20 protein-coding genes and 1 tRNA gene are annotated in these 21,956 nt (G+C 47.9%); 5 read left to right on the top strand and 16 right to left on the bottom strand.

Features of this window, described 5'->3' with window-relative positions:
* Positions 1 to 40: 40 nt before the first annotated feature.
* From purF to RF679_RS10195, 10 genes are all read right to left on the bottom strand, one after another.
* On the bottom strand, positions 41 to 1,561 hold the full coding sequence (purF, locus tag RF679_RS10150) for an amidophosphoribosyltransferase (RefSeq protein WP_309480524.1): 1,521 nt from the start codon (positions 1,559 to 1,561) through the stop codon (positions 41 to 43).
* 116 nt (positions 1,562 to 1,677) lie between these two features.
* Positions 1,678 to 2,166, bottom strand: a complete 489-nt coding sequence (locus RF679_RS10155; RefSeq protein WP_309480525.1) for a CvpA family protein — start codon at positions 2,164 to 2,166, stop codon at positions 1,678 to 1,680.
* Positions 2,167 to 2,315: 149 nt separating this feature from the next.
* Positions 2,316 to 3,374, bottom strand: a complete 1,059-nt coding sequence (locus RF679_RS10160; RefSeq protein WP_309480526.1) for an SPOR domain-containing protein — start codon at positions 3,372 to 3,374, stop codon at positions 2,316 to 2,318.
* Between the two features lie 95 nt (positions 3,375 to 3,469).
* Positions 3,470 to 4,744: a bifunctional tetrahydrofolate synthase/dihydrofolate synthase gene (gene folC / locus RF679_RS10165; RefSeq protein WP_309480527.1), complete on the bottom strand. Its 1,275-nt coding sequence runs from the start codon at positions 4,742 to 4,744 to the stop codon at positions 3,470 to 3,472.
* A gap of 92 nt (positions 4,745 to 4,836) precedes the next feature.
* Positions 4,837 to 5,709, bottom strand: a complete 873-nt coding sequence (accD, locus tag RF679_RS10170; protein ID WP_309480528.1) for an acetyl-CoA carboxylase, carboxyltransferase subunit beta — start codon at positions 5,707 to 5,709, stop codon at positions 4,837 to 4,839.
* A 182-nt stretch (positions 5,710 to 5,891) separates the two neighbouring features.
* Complete coding sequence (trpA, locus tag RF679_RS10175; protein WP_309480529.1) at positions 5,892 to 6,689, bottom strand: tryptophan synthase subunit alpha; 798 nt, start codon at positions 6,687 to 6,689, stop codon at positions 5,892 to 5,894.
* Between the two features lie 170 nt (positions 6,690 to 6,859).
* Complete coding sequence (gene trpB, locus RF679_RS10180) at positions 6,860 to 8,158, bottom strand: tryptophan synthase subunit beta (protein WP_309480530.1); 1,299 nt, start codon at positions 8,156 to 8,158, stop codon at positions 6,860 to 6,862.
* A 24-nt stretch (positions 8,159 to 8,182) separates the two neighbouring features.
* Entirely contained in the window at positions 8,183 to 8,848 is a 666-nt protein-coding gene (locus tag RF679_RS10185; RefSeq protein WP_309480531.1) for a phosphoribosylanthranilate isomerase, read from the bottom strand.
* Positions 8,849 to 9,097: 249 nt separating this feature from the next.
* Positions 9,098 to 10,405, bottom strand: a complete 1,308-nt coding sequence (gene aceA, locus RF679_RS10190; RefSeq protein WP_309480532.1) for an isocitrate lyase — start codon at positions 10,403 to 10,405, stop codon at positions 9,098 to 9,100.
* Positions 10,406 to 10,838: 433 nt separating this feature from the next.
* The gene (locus RF679_RS10195) at positions 10,839 to 12,113 is read right to left on the bottom strand and encodes a YihY family inner membrane protein (RefSeq protein WP_309480533.1); all 1,275 of its coding nucleotides are present in this window, start codon (positions 12,111 to 12,113) and stop codon (positions 10,839 to 10,841) included.
* A gap of 288 nt (positions 12,114 to 12,401) precedes the next feature.
* Between RF679_RS10195 and wrbA the strand changes: the two genes are divergently transcribed.
* From wrbA to RF679_RS10215, 4 genes are read left to right on the top strand one after another with little or no spacing between them, the layout of a single operon-like run.
* Positions 12,402 to 13,016 carry an NAD(P)H:quinone oxidoreductase gene (wrbA, locus tag RF679_RS10200; RefSeq protein WP_309480534.1) on the top strand — a complete coding sequence of 205 codons (615 nt, stop codon included), beginning with the start codon at positions 12,402 to 12,404 and terminating at the stop codon, positions 13,014 to 13,016.
* Positions 13,009 to 13,467, top strand: a complete 459-nt coding sequence (locus RF679_RS10205; RefSeq protein ID WP_309480535.1) for a DUF2069 domain-containing protein — start codon at positions 13,009 to 13,011, stop codon at positions 13,465 to 13,467. The genes wrbA and RF679_RS10205 overlap by 8 nt, the downstream gene beginning before the upstream one ends.
* Before the next feature lie 5 nt (positions 13,468 to 13,472).
* Positions 13,473 to 14,888 carry an FAD-binding oxidoreductase gene (locus RF679_RS10210; protein ID WP_309480536.1) on the top strand — a complete coding sequence of 472 codons (1,416 nt, stop codon included), beginning with the start codon at positions 13,473 to 13,475 and terminating at the stop codon, positions 14,886 to 14,888.
* Positions 14,889 to 14,896: 8 nt separating this feature from the next.
* On the top strand, positions 14,897 to 15,340 hold the full coding sequence (locus RF679_RS10215; RefSeq protein WP_309480537.1) for a hypothetical protein: 444 nt from the start codon (positions 14,897 to 14,899) through the stop codon (positions 15,338 to 15,340).
* A gap of 44 nt (positions 15,341 to 15,384) precedes the next feature.
* Here the strand turns inward: RF679_RS10215 and RF679_RS10220 are convergent.
* The 5 genes from RF679_RS10220 to RF679_RS10240 form a co-directional block, all read right to left on the bottom strand.
* Positions 15,385 to 15,461: transfer RNA gene (locus RF679_RS10220), tRNA-Arg, on the bottom strand.
* A gap of 187 nt (positions 15,462 to 15,648) precedes the next feature.
* Positions 15,649 to 16,986 carry a phosphoglucosamine mutase gene (gene glmM, locus RF679_RS10225; protein WP_309480538.1) on the bottom strand — a complete coding sequence of 446 codons (1,338 nt, stop codon included), beginning with the start codon at positions 16,984 to 16,986 and terminating at the stop codon, positions 15,649 to 15,651.
* 121 nt (positions 16,987 to 17,107) lie between these two features.
* Positions 17,108 to 17,968, bottom strand: coding sequence for a dihydropteroate synthase (gene folP / locus RF679_RS10230; RefSeq protein WP_309480539.1), 861 nt, complete (start codon positions 17,966 to 17,968; stop codon positions 17,108 to 17,110).
* Between the two features lie 62 nt (positions 17,969 to 18,030).
* Complete coding sequence (ftsH, locus tag RF679_RS10235) at positions 18,031 to 19,863, bottom strand: ATP-dependent zinc metalloprotease FtsH (protein WP_373921769.1); 1,833 nt, start codon at positions 19,861 to 19,863, stop codon at positions 18,031 to 18,033.
* A gap of 227 nt (positions 19,864 to 20,090) precedes the next feature.
* Positions 20,091 to 20,735 carry an RlmE family RNA methyltransferase gene (locus RF679_RS10240; protein ID WP_309480541.1) on the bottom strand — a complete coding sequence of 215 codons (645 nt, stop codon included), beginning with the start codon at positions 20,733 to 20,735 and terminating at the stop codon, positions 20,091 to 20,093.
* A 32-nt stretch (positions 20,736 to 20,767) separates the two neighbouring features.
* On the opposite strand from RF679_RS10240, the gene RF679_RS10245 reads away from it, so the two are divergent.
* Positions 20,768 to 21,262 (top strand): YhbY family RNA-binding protein, encoded by a 495-nt coding sequence (locus tag RF679_RS10245; protein WP_309480542.1) that lies wholly within the window; start codon positions 20,768 to 20,770, stop codon positions 21,260 to 21,262.
* A gap of 115 nt (positions 21,263 to 21,377) precedes the next feature.
* Here RF679_RS10245 and greA read toward each other — a convergent pair whose 3' ends face one another.
* Entirely contained in the window at positions 21,378 to 21,854 is a 477-nt protein-coding gene (greA, locus tag RF679_RS10250) for a transcription elongation factor GreA (protein ID WP_309480543.1), read from the bottom strand.
* Positions 21,855 to 21,956 lie beyond the last annotated feature (102 nt).

Consider the following 21,956-nt stretch of genomic DNA (forward strand, 5'->3'; position numbering starts at 1 on the left):
TTCATCATTGAAGGCGAAAGCATGTTTCGGCGATCAAGTTTTAGTCATTATTGTTGGATAGGTTCAAATTCAATTGAGAACGTACCATGTCTTCTTTATCGGAACGGGAACCATTGCGTACTGCTTCCAGACGATCCAAATAATCTGGCGTCACGTCGCCGGTGATGTAATAGCCGTCAAAGCATGAAGCTTCGATACTCTTCAATGTTGGATTCACCGCTGCAATTGCACGCTTCATATCCGCTACATCTTGGTAGACCAAAGCGTCAGCCGTAATTTCGCGGCAGATTTCTTCTTGCGTACGACCATAAGCAATCAGCTCGCTACGTGTCGGCATATCGATACCATAGACGTTCGGGAACTGCACTGGTGGCGCTGCGGAAGCGAATACCACCTTACGGGCGCCAGACTCACGTGCCATCTGCACGATTTCGCGACTAGTCGTACCACGCACGATGGAGTCGTCGACCAACAAAACATTCTTGCCTTTGAACTCAGAAGCGATCGCATTCAATTTCTGACGCACAGACTTCTTACGAATAGCTTGACCTGGCATCATAAATGTACGGCCAATGTAGCGATTCTTAATGAAGCCTTCGCGATAATCCAAATTTAAAGAATCAGCAAGCTCCATTGCGGACGGACGGGATGAATCTGGAATTGGCATCACAACGTCGATATCACCATGAGAAAACTCACGACGAATCTTGTCAGCCAAATACTCACCCATATGCAGACGCGTTTGATAGACCGAAGCGCCGTCAATCGTTGAATCAGGGCGAGCCAAATACACATACTCAAATGCACAAGGATTCAGGCTCGGACTTTCGGCGCATTGTTCAGCATACATCTTGCCATCGAGATCAATGAAAATCGCTTCACCAGGAGCGACGTCACGTTCGAACTTAAATCCTGTACCTTCCAAAGCAACTGACTCACTCGCCAACATGTATTCGATACCATTATCCGTTTGCGCAGTACCGATACACAAAGGACGAATACCGAACGGATCGCGGAAAGCCAGCATACCGTAACCCGCAATTTGCGCGACCACCGCGTAGGAACCACGAACACGGCGATGCAACATCGCCACTGCTCGGAACAAAGAAGCAGGATCAAGTGAATAACCGCTGACGACTTCTTGAATTTGATGCGCCAAAATATTCAGCAACACTTCGGAGTCCGAATCCGTATTCAGATGACGATAGTCATTCTTGAACAGTTCCACTTTTAAGTCAGCAGCATTCGTCAAATTACCGTTATGAGCCAATACGATGCCAAACGGTGCGTTGACATAAAATGGCTGCGCTTCTTCTTCGCTGGTTGAACCCGCGGTTGGGTAGCGCACTTGACCGATACCAATATTGCCCGGCAAAGAACGCATGTTGCGCGTGCGGAACACGTCACGCACTAAGCCATTAGCTTTATGCATCGCAAATTTATTGCCATGACTAGTAGCGATACCAGCCGCATCTTGACCACGGTGCTGCAGTAACAGCAGTGCGTCATAGATGAGTTGATTAACAGGATTTTTTGAAACTACGCCGACGATGCCACACATGGTGGACTCCTAAAAAACAAAAATTAAGAACGAACCCAAGCATCCAAACTCAGGAAAAACCAACAACAAAAAACTTTTCATTCTGCTCTAGCGCGGAGCTGGTACAGCATCGATCACTAGAACTTTACATGTTGCGTAATTGACCCCGGCAAAAACGGCATCACCGTTTGCACAGCACTGACGGCGACTGGACTTAGAATTGCATCTTTCCAAAACGCTTGTTGAGGAATCGCCGTCATGCCACACACAAGCACCATTGTCATCACAATCACACAACCGCGAGCCAAGCCAAATAGGCCGCCCAAACCACGATCTGCCAAACTTAATCCACTGGCCTTGATCATTGCGTCAACCGCTTTCATCAAGAGCGCCATCAGTAAGCGTACGCCGATAAACAAAGCAAGAAAGGCGACGATCATGCGCGTCAACTGCCCTGGGATGACGTTGGGTAACCAATCCGCAAGACTAGCGCCAAACGCGTTTGCAACCACCAAGGCAACGATCCAACTAATCAAGGACAAAATCTCTTTGATCAGGCCGCGCAAAGTGCTGATCACAATCGAACACAATAAAACGAAAATGACAATGTAATCGAATAGCGTCACGTTCTTCTCTTTGAATTCTCGAAACCTTTTTTTGACACCACTTTTTCTGACACCATTTTTTTTACAACATTAAAGCATTCACCTCGCATCCAATAGCCGGACACTAGGTTCTTGAACCATTCGACATTTGCGAATCAGTTCACGGCGACTCAGTGCGGAATCAAGCTGCCATTCAAACCTAGCTTCACCAATTTCTTTTGCATCTTTTCGGCTTCTGCTTTGGAATTAAATGGTCCCACGCGAATACGTATCACCTCGCCGTTATCAGTGACGATTTTTTGCGTATAAGTTTGAATATCAGCCGCCTTCAATTTTGCTTGAAGTTCTTTGATCTTGGCTTGCGAACTCATCGCAGCAACTTGCACTGAGAAACTTCCAGCAGGTTTAGCTGATGCTTTATCGGCTGCAGCAGTTTTATTCTGCTTGTTATCTTTGTCACCAGCATCGCGCCCCTCAAGAAGAGCTAAGGCCCGCGCAGCTTCATCCTTGTTGTCCTTTTTCGTTTCTTGTTTATGGTCTTGCTTAAGGTCCTGTTTAACTTCGGCCTTCTGATCCACTTTGACTTCTGACTTTTTGCTAGCCTCTGCTGGTTTTGGCAAGTTTTCTGGTTTGGCATTGGCAGCCGTATTCACTGCGATCGAACTGACAGGCTTACTCGCAGTATCAACTTTCGCGATCGATGTTTCTACTAATGGTTTGCTATCGTTCTTGGTATTCGTTTGTGGATTAGTCGCCGCTGGAGATATGACTTCTTCGTTCTTATCGATTGATTGTGGCGCGACAGGATTTATTGAGGCTGTGTTGACTGAAGAGGCTGCCGCGGAAACAGGAGTTGCGACTGGTCGAGCGACCTCTTTGACCTGCAGTGTGTTGTTTGCATCCTTCGACGGGATTTCAATCGCGATAGTCGGGGCGCTACTCTTTGGCTCCGATTCAAAAATCATCGGCAAACCAATCACCGCCGCCAACACCAAGGCAATCGCGCCAATAAGACGTCGACGAGCGCGCTTCTTTTCCGGTAGTTGGACTTCTTCCTCATTGCGACGACGCGGATTGTTTGCACGTTTATTGAGACGATTCAGCTTATTTGGTTTGACAGCGTCGACCTCTTCGCCAATGCTTTGTTCAGCACGGGAGCGAAACTCGCCATCATCAACCGCCTCGGTTGCTTCCTGCTTTTTCTGCTTAAATAGCGTATCCAGGCTCATAACAGGTGTCTTAAGTTCTCAATTCTCAGCCACGATCGCTCACAATATGGCTCGATCCTGACAGCATTCTTGAAGTACGTTGGTAACGCGACGTCTTAATGGGTTTTCGTTCGTCTTGCACGCATGACACCTGCGACTGTCAAAAACGATCCGAAGACCACTATTCTATCATTTTCCCCCGCTTTACTCACCGCAAACATGTAGGCATCCTCCGGAGAAATGAATTTTTGTACACTATGTTCAGCGTCATTCGTCACGCCCGCTGCTTCTAAGCGCACCGCTAACTCTTCTGCACTTGCTGCGCGTGGCAATGGCAAATCGCAAACACACCAATGATCAATGCGACCTTTCATATGTGCTAGCACGCCATCAATGTCTTTATCTTGCATGGAACCAAACACGGCGTAGGTATACGCATGAAAGCCCATGTTATCGAGGTTTTGTGCAAGCGCTCCAGCCGCATGTGGATTGTGCGCGACATCCAGTACGACCACCGGACGTCCCGGCATGACTTGGAAACGCCCCGGCAATTCCACCATCACCAAGCCGGTTCTCACCTCTTGCGCCCCTACTGGCAATTGAAAGCGCAAAGCCTCTAGCGCCGCAAGAACGGCACAAGCGTTCAACAATTGATTCGCGCCGCGCAGGCCGGGGTAAGCTAAAGAATTGCGGCGTTGTTCACGACCGCCATAATTCCATTGTTGCTTGTCACCGTTATAGTTGAAATCACGGCCAAACAAACGCAAGTCAGCGCCAATCGCATTAGCGTGATCAATCAATGTTTGCGGTGGTTGCGGATCGCTGCAGATCGCCACCTTACCTGCACGGAAGATGCCTGCTTTCTCAAATCCGATCAATTCACGAGTATCACCAAGGTAATCGGTGTGATCAATATCGACGCTGGTAACGATAGACACATCGGCATCAATCACATTGACCGCATCTAGACGACCACCGAGCCCAACTTCGAGTATCACCACGTCTAGCGTTTCTTGTGACATCAAAAGGCAGATCGCCAAGGTCGTAAATTCAAAGTACGTGAGGGAAATATCACCGCGCGCGGCTTCAACTTTCTCGAAGGCTGACACCAATAAGGCATCATTAGCTGGCACTCCATTCAAGCGCGCGCGTTCATTGAAGTCGAGGAAATGCGGTTTGATATAGAGACCCACGCGATAACCAGCTTGCAGCAATACCGATTCCAGCATCGCACAAGTCGAGCCTTTACCGTTGGTACCGCCGACCATGATCACGGGGCAAGAGAATTTCAAACCAAGGCTTTGTTTCACTTGAGCCACGCGCGCGAGGCCCATATCGATCTCTTTGCTATGGCGCTTTTCAAGCAAAGCCAGCCATTCAGATAAATTCATGAATCTTACTTTGTAGACGGAAAATAGATATGAAAAAAGCCTGAAGCTCTGCCATTTTGGCAAGCACTTCAGGCTTCTTAAACCACTTCAACTTACGATACCGCTTCTGCTGGTTGATTCTGCAACAAGGCCATCAATCTGGCTAATTCTTCACGCAGTTTGCGGCGGTCAACCACCATATCTACCGCACCTTTTTGCAACAAAAATTCAGCGCGCTGGAAGCCTTCTGGGAGCTTTTCGCGGACTGTATTTTCGATCACGCGAGGACCTGCAAATCCGATGAGCGCCTTCGGTTCCGCAATCACCACATCACCCATGAATGCGAAAGACGCAGAAACACCACCCATGGTTGGATCTGTCAACACGGAGATAAAAGGCAATTTCTTCTCTGTGAGCTTGGTCAACATCGCGGTCGTCTTTGCCATTTGCATCAAGGACAACAAGCCTTCTTGCATACGTGCGCCACCGGTTGCGGTAAAGCAGATAAATGGTGTCTTTTGCTCGAGCGCAGTTTGCACACCACGCACAAAACGCTCTCCGACCACAGAGCCCATCGAGCCGCCCATGAAGCCGAACTCAAAGCATGCGACAACTGCCGGCATCGACATGATGGAACCACCCATTACCACCAGAGCATCGGTTTCATTAGTACTATCCATCGCCTCTTTCAAGCGTTCTGGATATTTCTTACTGTCTTTAAATTTCAGAGTATCGACTGGCAGCACTTCGTGACCAATCTCATAACGGCCACCAGTATCCAGCAAGGCATCTAAACGCTCACGGGCACTTATGCGCAGATGATGATCGCACTTTGAGCAAACATGAACATTTGCTTCGAGATCGGAACGATATAAAACCGCTTCGCATGATGGGCATTTAACCCAGAGACCTTCTGGCATCGAGCGGCGGTTTGCCGTCTCGGAACGTTGAATACGTGGGGGAAGTAATTTTTCTAACCAACTCATGGTTCTCTCCTCTGTGCATTTTGATGAGTTTCCATCATCAAACGAGCGGCATCGACTCCAAGAATGCTGCAATTGGCGCGTATTCTATTCTATTTCAGCGCCAATTGCGACCTCGAAGGCAGAGAAAAGCCCTATTTCATAGCAATCTTAGCAATGAAATCGTAAGATTACCCTTCCTAAACTCAACTATCCAAAGCAGTTCTGATTTCTGCAATAAAGCCTTGAACAGAAGAAACAACCGCCCCCTCGGGTGCGCTTTCAATTTCTTGAATGATGCGTGAACCGATCACAACCGCATCAGCCACCGAGGAAATCGCTTTTGCCGTCGCCCCATCACGAATACCAAACCCCACACCCACCGGCACTTTGACGGATTGTTTAATGCGCGGAATCATGGCACCCACCGCATCCACATCAAGTGCACCGGAACCAGTCACACCTTTCAGTGACACATAGTACACATAGCCCGTGGCGATCCGCCCGACTTGCGCAATCCGCTCATCGGTTGAAGTTGGTGCAAGCAAGAAGATGGTATCCATTTGCGCCGCATGCATCTGCGCGGCAAATTCTTCGCACTCTTCGGGCGGGTAATCAACAACCAAAACGCCATCGACGCCCGCGGTTTTTGCCGTATCAATAAAGGCGGCTTGCCCCATACGCTCAATAGGATTAGCGTATCCCATTAACACCACAGGCGTGGTTTGATTGCGTTCCCGAAATGCGGCAACGATGGCTAGCACTTGTCGCAGTCCGACACCCTTCAAGAGCGCGCGCTCGGAGGCACGTTGAATAACCGGACCATCCGCCATCGGGTCAGAAAACGGAATGCCGAGTTCGATAATATCTGCGCCACCCGCGACGAGTCCATGCATTAACTCCAAAGTCAATTCTGGAGATGGATCACCTGCTGTGATGAATGGGATCAATGCTTTACGTTGAGCCTGCGCCAACGCATCTAAACATGTTTGAATACGAGACATGATTTACCTTTGAATGTTCGGGGCTAGCAAGAGGGTTTTGCTTTCAGCAGCATCCCCTTACACAGGCATTTGCATCTGCAACTACATCTGCAACGACACCTGCATTTGCCCCGCAAAAAAACTGTGAAGCGCCAAGACCAAAATCCAACCCGGTCTTGGCTTGAACTTATTTAGAACTTCAAACCAGCACGTTCAGCGACAGTGTGCATATCTTTGTCGCCACGTCCAGATAAGTTCGCGAGCACAATTTTGTCGCGCCGAAGGCTCGCTGCCAACTTGGCTGCATACGCTAAGGCATGACTCGATTCCAACGCAGGAATAATGCCCTCAATACGGCAACAATCATGGAAAGCTTGTAGGGCTTCTTCATCAGTGATGGTCTCATATTGCGCGCGTCCCGAATCTTTTAACCAAGCATGCTCAGGGCCAACACCAGGATAATCGAGACCAGCTGAAACCGAGTGCGTCTCGATGACTTGTCCATTCTCGTCTTGCATGATGTAAGTACGATTACCATGCAAAACGCCAGGTGAACCCGCAGTCAAGGACGCGGAATGTTTACCACTTTCCAAGCCCTCACCCGCCGCTTCAACGCCAACCAAACGAACCTCAGTTTGATCAATGTATGGATAAAAAATTCCCATCGCATTTGAGCCACCACCGACGCAAGCTGCGACGACGTCAGGCTGGCGCCCTGCGATTTCGGGCATCTGCCATAAGCATTCCTCGCCAATCACGGATTGGAAGTCTCGCACCATCATTGGATAGGGATGCGGTCCGGCGACGGTACCAATGATGTAAAAGGTGTTATCAACATTCGCGACCCAGTCGCGCATCGCTTCATTGAGTGCATCTTTCAGAGTCTTGGAACCCGATTCGACTGGCACGACAGTAGCACCCAACAACTTCATACGATAGACATTTTGCGCCTGTCGTTTGACGTCATCTGCGCCCATGTAGACCACGCATTCCAAACCAAAACGTGCGCAAATCGTGGCCGTTGCAACGCCATGTTGTCCGGCGCCGGTTTCTGCGATCACGCGTGGTTTACCCATGCGCTTTGCCAACAATGCTTGGCCAATCACATTATTGATCTTGTGCGCGCCAGTGTGATTGAGATCTTCGCGCTTAAAATATATTTGTGCGCCACCAAGCTGCTCCGACCAGCGTTTCGCATGATAGATCGGCGATGGGCGCCCCACAAAATGCTTCAACTCATAACGGAATTCGCGCAGGAACTCCGGATCTTGTTGGAACTTTGCGTATGCTTCTTTCAACTCATTCAAAGCGTGCGTCAGTGTTTCAGAAACAAAACTACCGCCAAAAATACCGAAGTGACCACGGGTATCGGGATAAGCGTAATTCTTCGCGTGAAATAAGGGAACTGCGTCGCGATTGGATAAACTTTGGACGTCAGTGCCAACACCTGAGACGTGTGCAGCACCGAGAGAGGAAGCCTCGGTTTTCATATGAACTCTTCATGAAAAAGTGTTTTAATTGATGTGATCCGCTGTCCGCACAGCATGAATGAATGCTTGCACCTTAGCCGGATCCTTAATCCCTTTTGACAGCTCGACACCACTACTGATGTCGACCGCAAACGGCCGTACTTGTTGTACAGCGTCAGTCGCGTTTTGTACGCTCAAGCCACCACTTAAAACGACCCGAGGCGCGAGCTCTTTTGGGATGAGAGACCAATCAAAAACCTTTCCACTACCACCGAAACTATCGACGAAAGTATCAAGAAGCAGCCCTTGAAACAATGGACTATTTGCTCGATAAGATGCCTCATATTCTAACAAATCTTGTGCGCTTGTGTCAGGTTTCACGCGGAAAGCACGCAGAAATGGGCGCTTGACCCGCTCTGCAATCATCTGACACGTTTCGACAGACTCATCACCATGAAATTGCAACACTTGTATCGGTGCTCGTTCGACAACCGATTCAACAAAACTCGACTCTGCATTCACGAAGAGCCCCACCGAAGTCACAAACGGTGGCAAGTCAGCGAGTAGATGTGCCGCTCGATCACCATCAACAAAACGCGGACTCTGTGGATAAAACACGAAGCCTAGGGCATCTGCACCAGCCTCGACCACCGCACGTAAATCTTCTTCACGGGTAATGCCGCAAATTTTAATCCTTGTTCGTTGAGCCACATCCCTCTCCATCAAGCATACGACAATACAAAATATCATCATAGCTGAGTTTTGGATGATGAAGTGAAAGTCAAAACTCCGGGCGGCGGAATGAGGCCCAAGTTTCAAGATAGATCAATCGATATCCTGATTTTAAAAATGGTTCACGGAAAAGCAAAAAGGTGCCGTAGCACCTTTTTGCATATTGACCAGCTCAGCTTACATCCTTAAGCCGGCTTATTTTTCTCCTCCGCAGCTACTCCCTAATTCTTACGCAACTTTTTTCGAGTCGAAGAATTGTTCGTCTTCGGTCGATCCATGCAATGCGGTTGTCGAAGATTGACCTTGCTGAATCACTTGTGTCACAGCATCGAAGTAACCTGTACCCACTTCGCGCTGATGCTTCACTGCGGTAAAGCCCTTCTCCGCAGCAGCGAATTCTGCTTCTTGCAACTCTACGAATGCGGACATCTGACGACGAGCGTAGCCATGAGCCAAATTGAACATACCGTAATTCAAAGCGTGGAAGCCTGCCAAAGTGATGAATTGGAATTTATAGCCCATCGCACCCAATTCTTTTTGGAATTTCGCAATCGTTGCGTCATCCAAGTTTTTCTTCCAGTTGAAGCTTGGCGAGCAGTTATATGCCAGCAATTTGCCTGGGAACTTCGCGTGAATTGCATCTGCAAACGCTTTTGCAAACGCTAAGTCTGGCTTACCAGTTTCACACCAAATCATGTCGGCATATTCAGCGTAAGCAAGACCACGAGAGATCGATTGTTGCAGACCTGGTTTCGTCTTGTAGAAACCTTCAACGGTACGTTCACCAGTCAAGAACGGCTTGTCGTTATCATCGATGTCAGATGTCAACAAATCAGCAGCTTCTGCATCAGTACGTGCCAACAAAACTGTTGGTGTACCCATCACATCAGCAGCAAGACGAGCTGCGTTCAATTTTTCAACAGCTTCACGTGTTGGCACCAAAACCTTACCGCCCATGTGGCCACACTTTTTCACAGAAGCCAATTGATCTTCGAAGTGCACGCCAGAAGCACCAGCTTCAATCATGGCCTTCATCAATTCAAAAGCATTCAAAACACCACCGAAACCAGCCTCAGCATCTGCGACAATCGGCGCAAAGAAGTCAACATCACCAGAGCCTTCGGACCATTGGATTTGATCTGCACGCGTCAATGTATTGTTGATACGTTTCACAACCAAAGGAACTGAGTTCGCTGGATACAAAGATTGGTCCGGATACATTTCACCAGCGACGTTGGCATCGCCAGCCACCTGCCATCCGGACAAGTAGATCGCTTTCAGACCCGCTTTAACCTGTTGCATTGCTTGATTACCCGTCAAAGCACCAAGTGCGTTAATGAACGGCTCATTATTAACCAAGTTCCATAATTTTTCGGAACCACGTTTTGCCAGAGTGTGCTCGACTTGCAAAGAACCACGCAAACGCACCACGTCTTCCGCTGTGTAGTTACGCTTGATACCTTTCCAACGCGGATTGGTATCCCAGTCTTTTTGAATTTCAGCGATTTGTTGTTCGCGTGTCAGTTGCTGTGTCATGGTCATTCTCCTAAAAGAGTGCTGCAGTGATTAACAAGTTAAAAAGTGTTCGTCCTTGGGATATATAGTAGGACAAACCTTGCAGCGCAACAATGTCTTATATAAGACATAGGAGAAATATTTTTTACCTACAAATCAGATAGTTACAGTCTTCATTCCATGATACGAAATGATTTTCCTTCCAGTGAAACGGAAATGTGCGGCAGCACATCAACAAATTCCGCATTATGAAATTACTTTTTCACGATGCGAGAATACGCCACCTTTTGCAAGGATTTTTATGAAAATTGGAATCGCGACCGCGTCTAAACGATCCAAGTGCATCTATTCAAGAGTGTTTTTGAATAGCAGCTGTCGCGCCAGAACGACGAAAACGTAAAGAATCTTAGGAAAGCCGAAAATCGTACAGATAGTTCAGTCGTATCTTAAGCGATTATGCGACCTGCTCAAGATGAGCATCGTGGTTACGATCGAGGAAATAGTCGAACAAACTTTCATTCAAGCCTTGTTCCAACACTAAGTGAACCTGGCGCGCCAAAGCAGAATTGCTACGCGTATCAAACACAAACAATCGATACACATCGGCTAAGGATAAGGCTGCTGGATTCATAATGAGAATCCAACGATCTCCCCTGCTATCATTCTTACTCCACAGACGACGTCGCACGCTGGTTGGCGCATCAAGCACAACACGCCCGACCCAACCCTGTTCGACCATCTTAGAAAGAATGCCTTCAATCTCATCAATACCGAAGCGCGTACGGGACCGAATACTGAGCGTGTCGATCGCGGCATTGGCATCTGAGTTACGAGCCAGCACCAATACTCGCAACACCGCCATAGCATCTTCAAAGGCACTTCCGGCTACTGGCACATGCCACCATCGCTCGTACTTCACCACAGGCAGAGATGCCGTAATGACTGCACCGATTAAGGTAATCAGCCAAGACAAATAAATCCAAATGAGAAAAATGGGAATCGCCGCCAAGGCACCGTAAATAACCGTATAGGTTGGGAATTGCTTAATGAAAATCGCAAACAAACGCTTCGCAATCTCAAAAACCACGGCAGCAAAAAAACCACCCCACGCAGCATCCCGCCAATCCACAGATCGATTCGGTACTACTAAATAAAGCAAAGTGTAGGCCCCAGTGGTGAGAACCACCGAAAATAAAGTGTAAAAAACAGCACCAAGTATTGGCATCGACTTGGTCACATCGGTCGTCGCAGTAAAGAGGAACGAAGTCGCGCTAATTGAGAGACCGATCAAGACCGGCCCCAAGGTGACAATCGCCCAATACACCACCACACGCTGCGCCAAAGGACGGGAGCGTTTCACTTGCCAGATTTGATTAAATGTCTTATCGATCATCGCCATGGTCGCCACCGCCGTAAACATCAGGGCGACGCCACCAACTGCAGATAAGCGCGTCGCTTTGGTGGCGAACTGCGTGAGATAGCCAAGGATTGATGACGAGATCGATTTCGGCATCAAACTTTGCGTAAAGTAGGCTTCAAGTGAGGTCTTAAAATCGGTGAAGAGAGGGAATGCTGTGAGTATCGCCAGAGCAATCGTGAGTACAGGAACCAAAGCAAGCACTGTGGTAAACGTCAGGCTGCCAGCAACCTGCGGTAAGCGCACTTCTTGCAAGCGACGGTGCGCAAAATGAACAAGATTTCGAATTTGGATCCAGCTTAAACCGCGCATAGATGTTCTCAGAATTCTCTGGCATAACCAGAGCTAGATGCATAAATGCTTATTGTACCTCCTCAAGCGTAGATTACAGCGTTGCGATTGATGGCATTTGAAGCAGCAGAACGCCGTTCAACACAGAGATCTTATTGGCCCACCCCAAAACAAGCATTCGTATAAAAGTAAATTCAGATTGCCGACACAAAGCTGCGATATCATCTCGTCCGTGCTGCGCCTCGCGAAAAGCGATTTAAAAACAACAAGAATTATTGTTTTGTATAGAAATAAGGTAAATTTCACTTTATGAATGATCCAACCCAAATACTCATCCTCTATTACTCGCGCCACGGTAGCACACGTCGTTTGGCGGAATTGATTGCTCAAGGCGTCGAAAGCGTCACGGGATGTGAAGCACGGCTGCGTACCGTCCCTGCGGTTTCGACCGTGATTGAAGCCACAGAAGCGAGCGTGCCAGCGAATGGTGCGCCGTATGTGGAAATCAGTGATCTACAAGAATGCCACGGACTTGCGCTGGGCTCCCCCACCCGCTTCGGCAATATGGCAGCGCCGATGAAATATTTTTTGGATGGTACATCGAGCGAATGGCTGAACGGTAGTTTGGCAGATAAGCCTGCATGTGTCTTCACGTCGACTGGAAGTATGCACGGCGGTCAAGAATCAACATTAATTTCAATGATGCTCCCTCTCATGCACCATGGCATGCTGATATTGGGGCTCCCTTTCAGCGAGCATCCAGAATTAATGACGACAAGTAGCGGTGGAAGTCCCTATGGTGCGACTCATTGGTCTGGCTTAGATGGAAAGCAGCCACTAACTGAAGACAGCAAAAAACTTGCGATCGCCCTAGGAAAACGATTGGCTGAAACCGCACACAAATTGCGAGGCCACCATGACTGAAATGGGCTCAAAAAAACTTCATATCGGCGCAGCCGTGAGCCTACTCTGCCTGATCGCATTGGCGATTGCATGGGAGTGCTTCATTAGCCCATACAAACCGGGCAACTATTTTTTCGCCATTAAAGTCGTTCCTCTTTTATTCGCTATACGAGGCGTCCTCACTGCGCGCGTTTATACTTTGCAGTGGTCATCAATGCTAGTGCTTCTCTACTTCATGGAAGGTGTCGTACGTGCGAGCGGCGATGCCGATCCGGCATCTAGACTCATGGCCGCATTAGAAATCGTTTTAAGTATCAGTTTCTATTTGTGTGCGATCTTCTATGTACGCCCCTTCAAACGTCTCGCTAAAAAACTAGAGAAAGAGAAAAAGGCCGAGGAGCTGAATGGCACGCATAACACTCTGGATATCAACCAGACTTCTGCACCACATGATCCATCAGAAAAGGCGTGATACACATGGATCAGCACAAGAGATTTCTAGAGGCCTGTGTAAGTATCGTTGGCGCAAACGGCGTGATCACCGATCCGAGTTTGCAAGAGTCATTTCTAAGGGAATGGCGCCGCCGCAAAGTGGGTCGCGCTTTAGCTGTAATATGTCCGAGCAACACCGAAGAAGTTTCGAGTATTGTGCGACTTTGCCATGAGAACCATATTTCCATCGTGCCGCAGGGTGGCAATACAGGTTTAGTCTATGGTGGAATCCCAGATGAGAGCGGAAATGCGATTGTTCTCTCCCTAAGAAAACTGAATCGCATTCGAGAAATCGATCCTCAAAACAACGCGATTACAGTGGAAGCTGGCTGTATTTTGCAAACGATCCAAGAACACGCTGCTGATCATGATCGCCTGTTTCCACTGTCGCTTGCTTCAGAGGGTAGCTGCACCATTGGTGGCAATCTTTCCACGAATGCTGGTGGAACGGCAGTCCTACGATATGGAAACACACGTGAGCTTTGTCTTGGACTTGAAATTGTCACCGCCGACGGTCGGATTTGGAACGGGCTCAAACAACTTCGCAAAGACAATACGGGATATGATCTCCGCGACCTCTTCATCGGCGCCGAAGGCACGCTTGGAGTCATCACCGCCGCAGTGATGAAGCTTTTTCCAAAAACAAAACATCAAATCTGTGCGTTCGTGGCGGTCGAGGATCTTTCACAATCTGTTCAATTTCTGAACTTCCTGCAACAACGCTTTAACGAAAACTTGACCGCATTCGAGATCATGAACGCCTTCAGTCTCGAGCTAGTAGCACGAGCGTTCCCACACTTACAGATTCCGCAACTTCAAAAATCACCATTTTATATTTTAGCCGAAATCTCAAGTAATGCCGATGTAGCGCACTTGAATGGCGAAATCGAAAATGAGCTGTCGCAAGCACTCGAGGCAGGCTTAGTTATCGATGTTGTCGTGACTCAAAATATCAATCAAGCGCAGTCTTGCTGGCAAATTCGGGAATCGATATCAGAAGCGCAGGCGCGTCACGGCAAAAACATCAAACACGACATTTCTTTACCGATATCTAGCGTTCCCGATTTTGTCGAACAATGCGACCAAGCCTTACAACGATATGTCCCAAAGTGCCGGTTGGTTACCTTCGGACATCTTGGCGATGGCAATCTTCACTACAACGTATCAGCTCCGCCCGAAGTGACACCGGATGATTTCTTGAAACAGCAAAAGCCGATCAACCATATCGTCCACCAACTGGTTCATCAATTCAACGGATCAATCTCCGCTGAACATGGCATTGGTACATTAAAGAAAGAAGAGCTTCGTTTATACAAATCGGAGTTAGAAATTGAAATGATGCAGCAGATCAAAAAAGCACTAGACCCATTCCAGATCATGAACCCAGGGAAAATTTTTTAGGAGATTGTATGAATAAGCTTGCACTCGGATTGATGCTCGTTCTAGGTTTTATTGAAAACGGTAGCGCCGACACGCAAGTTTACAAATGCTTAAAAAATGGGGCCATCAGTTACAGCCAAGTTCCTTGCAATGGGCAAACTAGCGAAAAACAAGAAGTCATAACCTACACACCTAGCAAAGAACAGGTCGCACAATCAAAGAAAGAAAACTTAGCTCGCCAAAAAGAATACGACCGACTTGTTAAAGCTCGGGAAAAAGACGAAGCGAAATTGGAAGCCGCACGAAGGCAACTTGCTAAACAAATCGCGACCAAGCAGAAGCAGTGCGACAACCTAAAACTTAAATCAGATTGGGCCAGGGAAGACTATCGAGGTGCACAGCCAAGAGCTCAAGAAAAGATGCGACAAAAACTCAAGCGAACTGAACAGGTTTATGCAATGAACTGCAAATAGCTTGATGAGATAAAATCTGACCGCAGAAACATCTTGCGAATGATTGGCGCGTCGGGAGGGGTTCGAACCCCCGACCCATGCCTTAGAAGGGCATTGCTCTATCCAACTGAGCTACCGACGCACACATTTTTCATGCAGAGAGCATAAAAATACGAAGGCTGAATATTACAGGGTATCCCCCTCAACTTCAAGGTGTAAAGCCATCTTCGAACGCGATCGCACTTCCCGAAACGCAGCGAAGAAAAGTAAGACCGTCAGTAAAACCTTCAATAAAACCTTCACTCAACACTATTCAATGAAGTGCCCATTTATTGAATGCAATCCGCCAAACGACGCGCCATTTTATGCGCAAGTTCATTACTATCGGTTTCCACCATGACTCGAATTAAGGGTTCAGTGCCAGACGCGCGAATCAGCACACGTCCCCTTCCACTCAATTCGCTTTCAACCAACTGTTTTTCCGCAACCAACTTTTCATTCTTTTGCCAGTCAAAACCCGCCGGCACACGGACATTAATCAGTACTTGCGGGAACAACTCAAGACCATCAAAACACTGATCCAATGATTTGCCGCTGCGCTGTAGAGCAGACAATACTTGTAACGCAGAGACTATGCCGTCCCCTGTCGTATGTTTGTCTAGGCAAAGCAAATGTCCAGAACCCTCGCCTCCCAACAACCAGCTCTTCTGCTGCATCATCTCTAAAACATATCGATCGCCAACTTTAGCGCGCGCAAAGCCCACTCCCAAATTGCCAAGCGCAATCTCAACCGCCATATTCGTCATCAAGGTACCTACCGCACCTGCAACTGGACCGACTGCAAGTCTATCTTTGACCATCAAATATAAGAGTTGGTCGCCGTCATACACTTTGCCATTTCGATCTACCATCAAGAGACGATCCGCATCACCATCTAGGGCAATGCCTAAATCGGCGTGATTTGCTCGAACCGCTAAAGCAAGGGCTTCTGGTGCGGTCGCGCCCACTTTATCGTTAATGTTGAAGCCATTCGGTTGGTTACCAATAGCAATGACTTCTGCGCCCAGTTCATGGAACACATGCGGAGCGATATCGTAAGCTGCGCCATGAGCGCAGTCGACCACCATCTTCAAACCACGAAGATCAAGCTCACTAGGATAGGTGCTTTTACAGAATTCGATATAGCGCCCATTGGCATCCTTGAGGCGTTTTGCTTTGCCCAACTTGTCAGAGCTAACACATTGCATTTCACGCTCAAGTTCGGCTTCAATGGCCAGCTCCACTTCGTCAGGCAACTTAGTGCCCTGTGCAGAGAAAAATTTGATCCCGTTATCGTCATAAGGATTATGAGAAGCAGAAATCACTACCCCTGCTGACAAACGTAGGGCCCTCGTCAAATACGCGATTGCTGGAGTTGGCATAGGGCCGGACAACATCACATCCACACCCGCCGCGGCAAATCCCGCTTCAAGCGCGGCCTCAAGCATATAACCCGACACACGCGTGTCCTTACCAATTAACACAGTGGGTTTCGCCGCGCTTACATGATCCTGTTGTGCCAACACCTTGCCAGCAGCGAAACCCAATCGCATTACGAAATCTGGAGTGATTGGGCTTACCCCCACTTTGCCGCGAATACCATCAGTGCCAAAAAATTTACGAGCCATTCTTTTTATCCTTTCTTGCTCTCGCGATGCCTAAACACCGCTTCACTTCTATCAAATTCTTTTCAGTCTACACTGTTACCTCTGCTCCTTGTGGCTGCACATACCAAGCAAGCATCGAATTTCAAGCGGCGTAGATTGCATCCCACACTTTCAGCGCGTCAACCGTCTCGGCAACATCATGTACCCGCACGATCTGTGCCCCCTCTCTTGCACAGGCTAAGGCTGCTGCTAGACTACCAGCCAACCGATGCTCCACAGCCTTATCGGTAATGGCACCAATCATCGACTTCCGCGAAAGCCCGACCAAGACAGGCAAACTAATTCTATTTTGAAGCTCTCTGAGCTGACGAATAAGGGTCAAGTTATGTTCTAAAGATTTTCCAAACCCAAACCCTGGATCAATACACATACGATTGCGATCAACACCTAATTTTACGAAAGCGTCGCTCGACTCCATTAAGAAACTCGCCACCTCATCGATCACGTTCGAATAGTGAGGAGCATCTTGCATCGTTTCGGGATTATTTTGCATATGCATAATGCAGAGACCTACGTCTGCTTGCTGCACCGCGAAACGTGATGCTTCGGTGGAAAAACCACGAATGTCGTTGATCATGTCTGCACCTGCGAGGATAGCCTCTTTCATCACCTCTGGCTTATAGGTATCGACTGAGATGGCACGACCACAATCGCGCAATGCATAAACCAAAGGGATAACACGATCAAGTTCATCTTGCAAGGACACTGGGGCTGAGCCGGGACGACTCGACTCTCCGCCGATGTCAATAATATCGACGCCGCTCTCTATCATCGCCTCAGCGTGAGCAACGGCGTGATCAAGATTCTGGAATTTTCCGCCATCAGAAAAGGAATCGGGCGTTGCATTGAGGATCCCCATGACCAAAGGTCGAGCAGGCTTGCCGCTGTCCTTGCGCTGTAAGCGAAAACGATAGCGACCGCAATCAAAAAAAGCTGATGTCATAAAAAAGTAAGGGTGAGAATCACTTCTCACCCTGATAGTTACTGTTTCAAATCAGATGTCAATCACGCCGGTGCAGCCGCATTTGGATTAACTCCTCCTGGCGGAGTATCGGAAGGCGACTTACGAACCGCCGAGACTGACTTCGGAGGATTCGGTTCAACGCCTTTCATGATGTCGTTAATCTGATCCGCGTCAATCGTTTCCCATTCAAGCAAGGCCTTTGTCATCGCCTCTACTTTGTCGCGATTCTCTTCGAGTAAGCGGCGTGCGATCGCGTATTGCGCATCCAAGATAGAACGGATTTCCGCATCGACTTTTTGTTGGGTTGCTTCGGAAATGGTTTTTGAACTTCCACCCCAGTAACCTTGATCTTGATTGTCTTCGTAGACCATCACACCCAAGCTATCCGACATACCAAAGCGGGTCACCATGGAGCGAGCCAACTTCGTTGCACGAGAGAAGTCATTGGAAGCGCCAGTGGACATTTGACCTACAAAAATTTCCTCAGCAATACGTCCGCCGAATAAGATCGCGATCTCTTCCAACATTTTGTCTTTGTAGCCGCTCAAATTATCATGCTCAGGCAGCTGCCAAGTCACGCCCAAAGCCCAACCACGTGGCATGATTGTTACTTTATGAACAGGATCAGCCTTCGGTAAAAGCTTCGCAACCACTGCATGGCCAGATTCATGATAAGCAGTATTTCGACGCTCATCTTCACGCATAACCATTGAGCGACGCTCTGGTCCCATGTAGATTTTATCTTTTGCGTCTTCAAAGTCCTGCATTTCAACCAAACGCTTATTGCGACGCGCCGCAAATAAGGCGGATTCATTGACCAAGTTGGCCAAATCTGCACCAGAGAACCCTGGCGTTCCGCGTGCCAAGATGTCGGCACGAACGTCTGGAGCAATCGGTACTTTACGCATGTGAACATTCAAGATTTGCTCGCGACCACGAATGTCTGGCAAACCAACCGTCACTTGGCGGTCAAAGCGACCTGGGCGCAACAAGGCTTTATCGAGTACATCGGAACGGTTCGTCGCTGCAATCACAATCACGCCAGAATTGGGCTCAAAACCATCCATCTCAACCAACATTTGGTTCAAAGTCTGTTCGCGTTCATCATTACCACCGCCCATACCTGCGCCGCGATGACGTCCAACCGCATCAATCTCGTCGATAAAAATGATACATGGCGCATGCTTCTTGGCGTTATCGAACATATCGCGCACACGTGAGGCACCGACACCAACGAACATTTCTACAAAGTCCGAACCTGAGATCGTAAAGAATGGTACTTTGGCTTCACCAGCGATCGCGCGTGCCAACAAGGTTTTACCCGTACCTGGCGGTCCAACCATCAACACGCCGCGGGGAATACGACCACCTAATTTTTGGAATTTACTTGGATCACGCAAGAAATCAACGACTTCGCTCACTTCCTCTTTCGCTTCGTCGCAACCTGCCACATCTGCGAAAGTAACATGATTATTGTTTTCGTCGAGCATGCGGGCTTTTGACTTACCGAAAGAGAATGCGCCGCCTTTACCACCGCCTTGCATCTGGCGCATGAAGAAAACCCACACCCCAATCAACAACAAAATCGGGCCATAGCTCCACAAAATCTTCTCGAAGAAGGAAGGCTCGTCTGGAGCTTTCGAGTCAAACTTTACATTGTTGGTGATCAGATCGTTCACCAAACCACGTTCTTGTCGTGGAACTTGCGCCTTTACCTTCTTACCATCTTGAGTCACACCGATAATTGACATTGTCGAATCATCAAACACTGCCTCTTTGATGCGCTTGGATTTCACGTCTTCAAGGAAGTCTGAATAGACTACTGTCGTCGCACCCGCAGCAAAATTCTTGTTGGTAAAGTTGCTAATGACCATGAAGAGCACAAGCAACACCACTCCCCACAAGGCCAATTTAGTTAAATTTGAATTATTCACAAAAACTCCTAGGGTGCATTTTCTTGCACATTCGATCACCTAATTCGCAAAATGCAGTGAGCAGGTGTAGATTTACTCAGTATTCTACTCGGATTACGAGAAATACGCTGTAGCGGATATATGGTCTCAGTTGAGAATTATCAAGTCAAAAATCTACTTCTTTTACGTTAACTTGGGTTCTTTAATCCCCGCCCCAACAAAAACACCTCTGCAGATTTGTCGCGACTAGCTTTCGGCTTTTTGTTACTCACTGTCTTGAACTCAGACTTAAACAAATCCACCAAAGTATTGTAACTCGGACCATGGAAGCATTTTACTAACAAAGCACCGTTAGGTTTCAAGTGGGCTTTAGCAAAATCAACGGCCAGTTCGATAATGTACTCAACGCGCGCTGCATCAGTTGTCGAATTCCCTGACAGGTTTGGAGCCATGTCGGACAGAACCAAATCAAGCTTCTTGCCTTCCAAATGAGACTCTAATTGCGACAAAACCTCGTCCTCGCGAAAGTCTCCCTGAATAAAGGTCACATCGGCGATGGGCTCCATCGGCAACAAGTCCAAGGCGTAAATTTCTCCATGAATACCGCCGCCTTCCTTACCTGCGAGCTTCTGGCGCACGTATTGAGACCAGCCGCCGGGGGTTGCCCCCAAATCAACGATAAGCTGCCCAGTCTTGATGAGTTTTTCATTTTCATCAATTTCTTTGAGCTTATACACGGCACGTGATCGAAAGCCCTCTTTCTGTGCTAACTTCACATAAGGATCATTAATATGATCATGAACCCAATTTTGATTGAATTTATTCTTGGCCATTGGCGTAAAATACTGCTTTTAAAGGAATTTATATGTCAAACGTCGCAACGTCGAAAAACAAAACTAAATTAAGTCCAGCGGAACGCAGCGAATTACGCGCTGAAGCACACGGCTTAAAACCTATCGTCATCATCGGCGAAGCGGGGCTGACCGCTTCTGTCAAAAAAGAAATCGCTGCTAGTCTTGACGCGCATGGTCTCATTAAAGTTCGCGTATTTGGCGACGACCGTGAAGCGCGCATCGCTATGTACGAAGAAATCTGCGCTGAACTCGACGCTGAACCCATTCAACATATTGGCAAACTCTTAGTTCTTTATCGTCCCAAGCTTGATGGCGTAAAAGAAACCAAGTTTGTCAAACGCGGCAAAGGTCTGCGCGAAGTCACTATCGTGAAGCCTAGCGCAAGTGGCACCAAAAAACCATCCGTTTCCAAAGTTCTCGTCAAAGGCAACGAGCGCGTGACTCAAGGTGGCAATATCAAACGCGCCAAACCACGTCAAAAGAGTGTCAAGAAAAGCGTAGCATGATTTATCTCTGAGGCTATCATGAACACTGATAGGCTAAGGCAAAGGGCACCAGTGGTGCCCTTTCTTTTGAGATGATTACCTGGCAAGCTCGAACACAGACTTCTTGATCGAAAATTTAGATGTACTGTACGTCGAGGATTTCGTATTCACGCACACCGGCTGGTGCTTGCACGCCAACCACATCTCCTGCGTACTTACCAATCAAGGCACGCGCGATGGGTGAAGTCACCGACACTTTATTCAATTTCAAATCGGCCTCATCTTCACCAACGATCTGATAGGTCACTTTTTGACCATTCTCCAAATCTTCCAGATTGACTGTTGAAGCAAACACGACACGTCCCTCAGCATCCAACTCGGTTGGATCAATGATCTGCGCCGCACTCAATTTGCTCTCGAGTTCTGCAATACGGCCTTCGATAAATGCTTGACGCTCTTTCGCTGCATCGTACTCTGCATTTTCGGACAAATCACCTTGAGCACGTGCTTCAGCAATCGCATTAATGACTTCTGGGCGGTCTTTGGTTTTTAGTTTATGCAATTCTTGTTTGAGCAATTCTGCACCAAACTTGGTCAATGGGATTGTACTCATTATCTACAACTCAACAAAAAGGTTAAAAATACAAGGCTTTCGATGCGAAATCTCTTAATGAAATGGCTTTTTAGGGTCACCAAAAATACAGAGGTCACAGAG

It is taken from the genome of Undibacterium cyanobacteriorum, assembly GCF_031326225.1.
Lineage (GTDB): Bacteria > Pseudomonadota > Gammaproteobacteria > Burkholderiales > Burkholderiaceae_D > Undibacterium > Undibacterium cyanobacteriorum.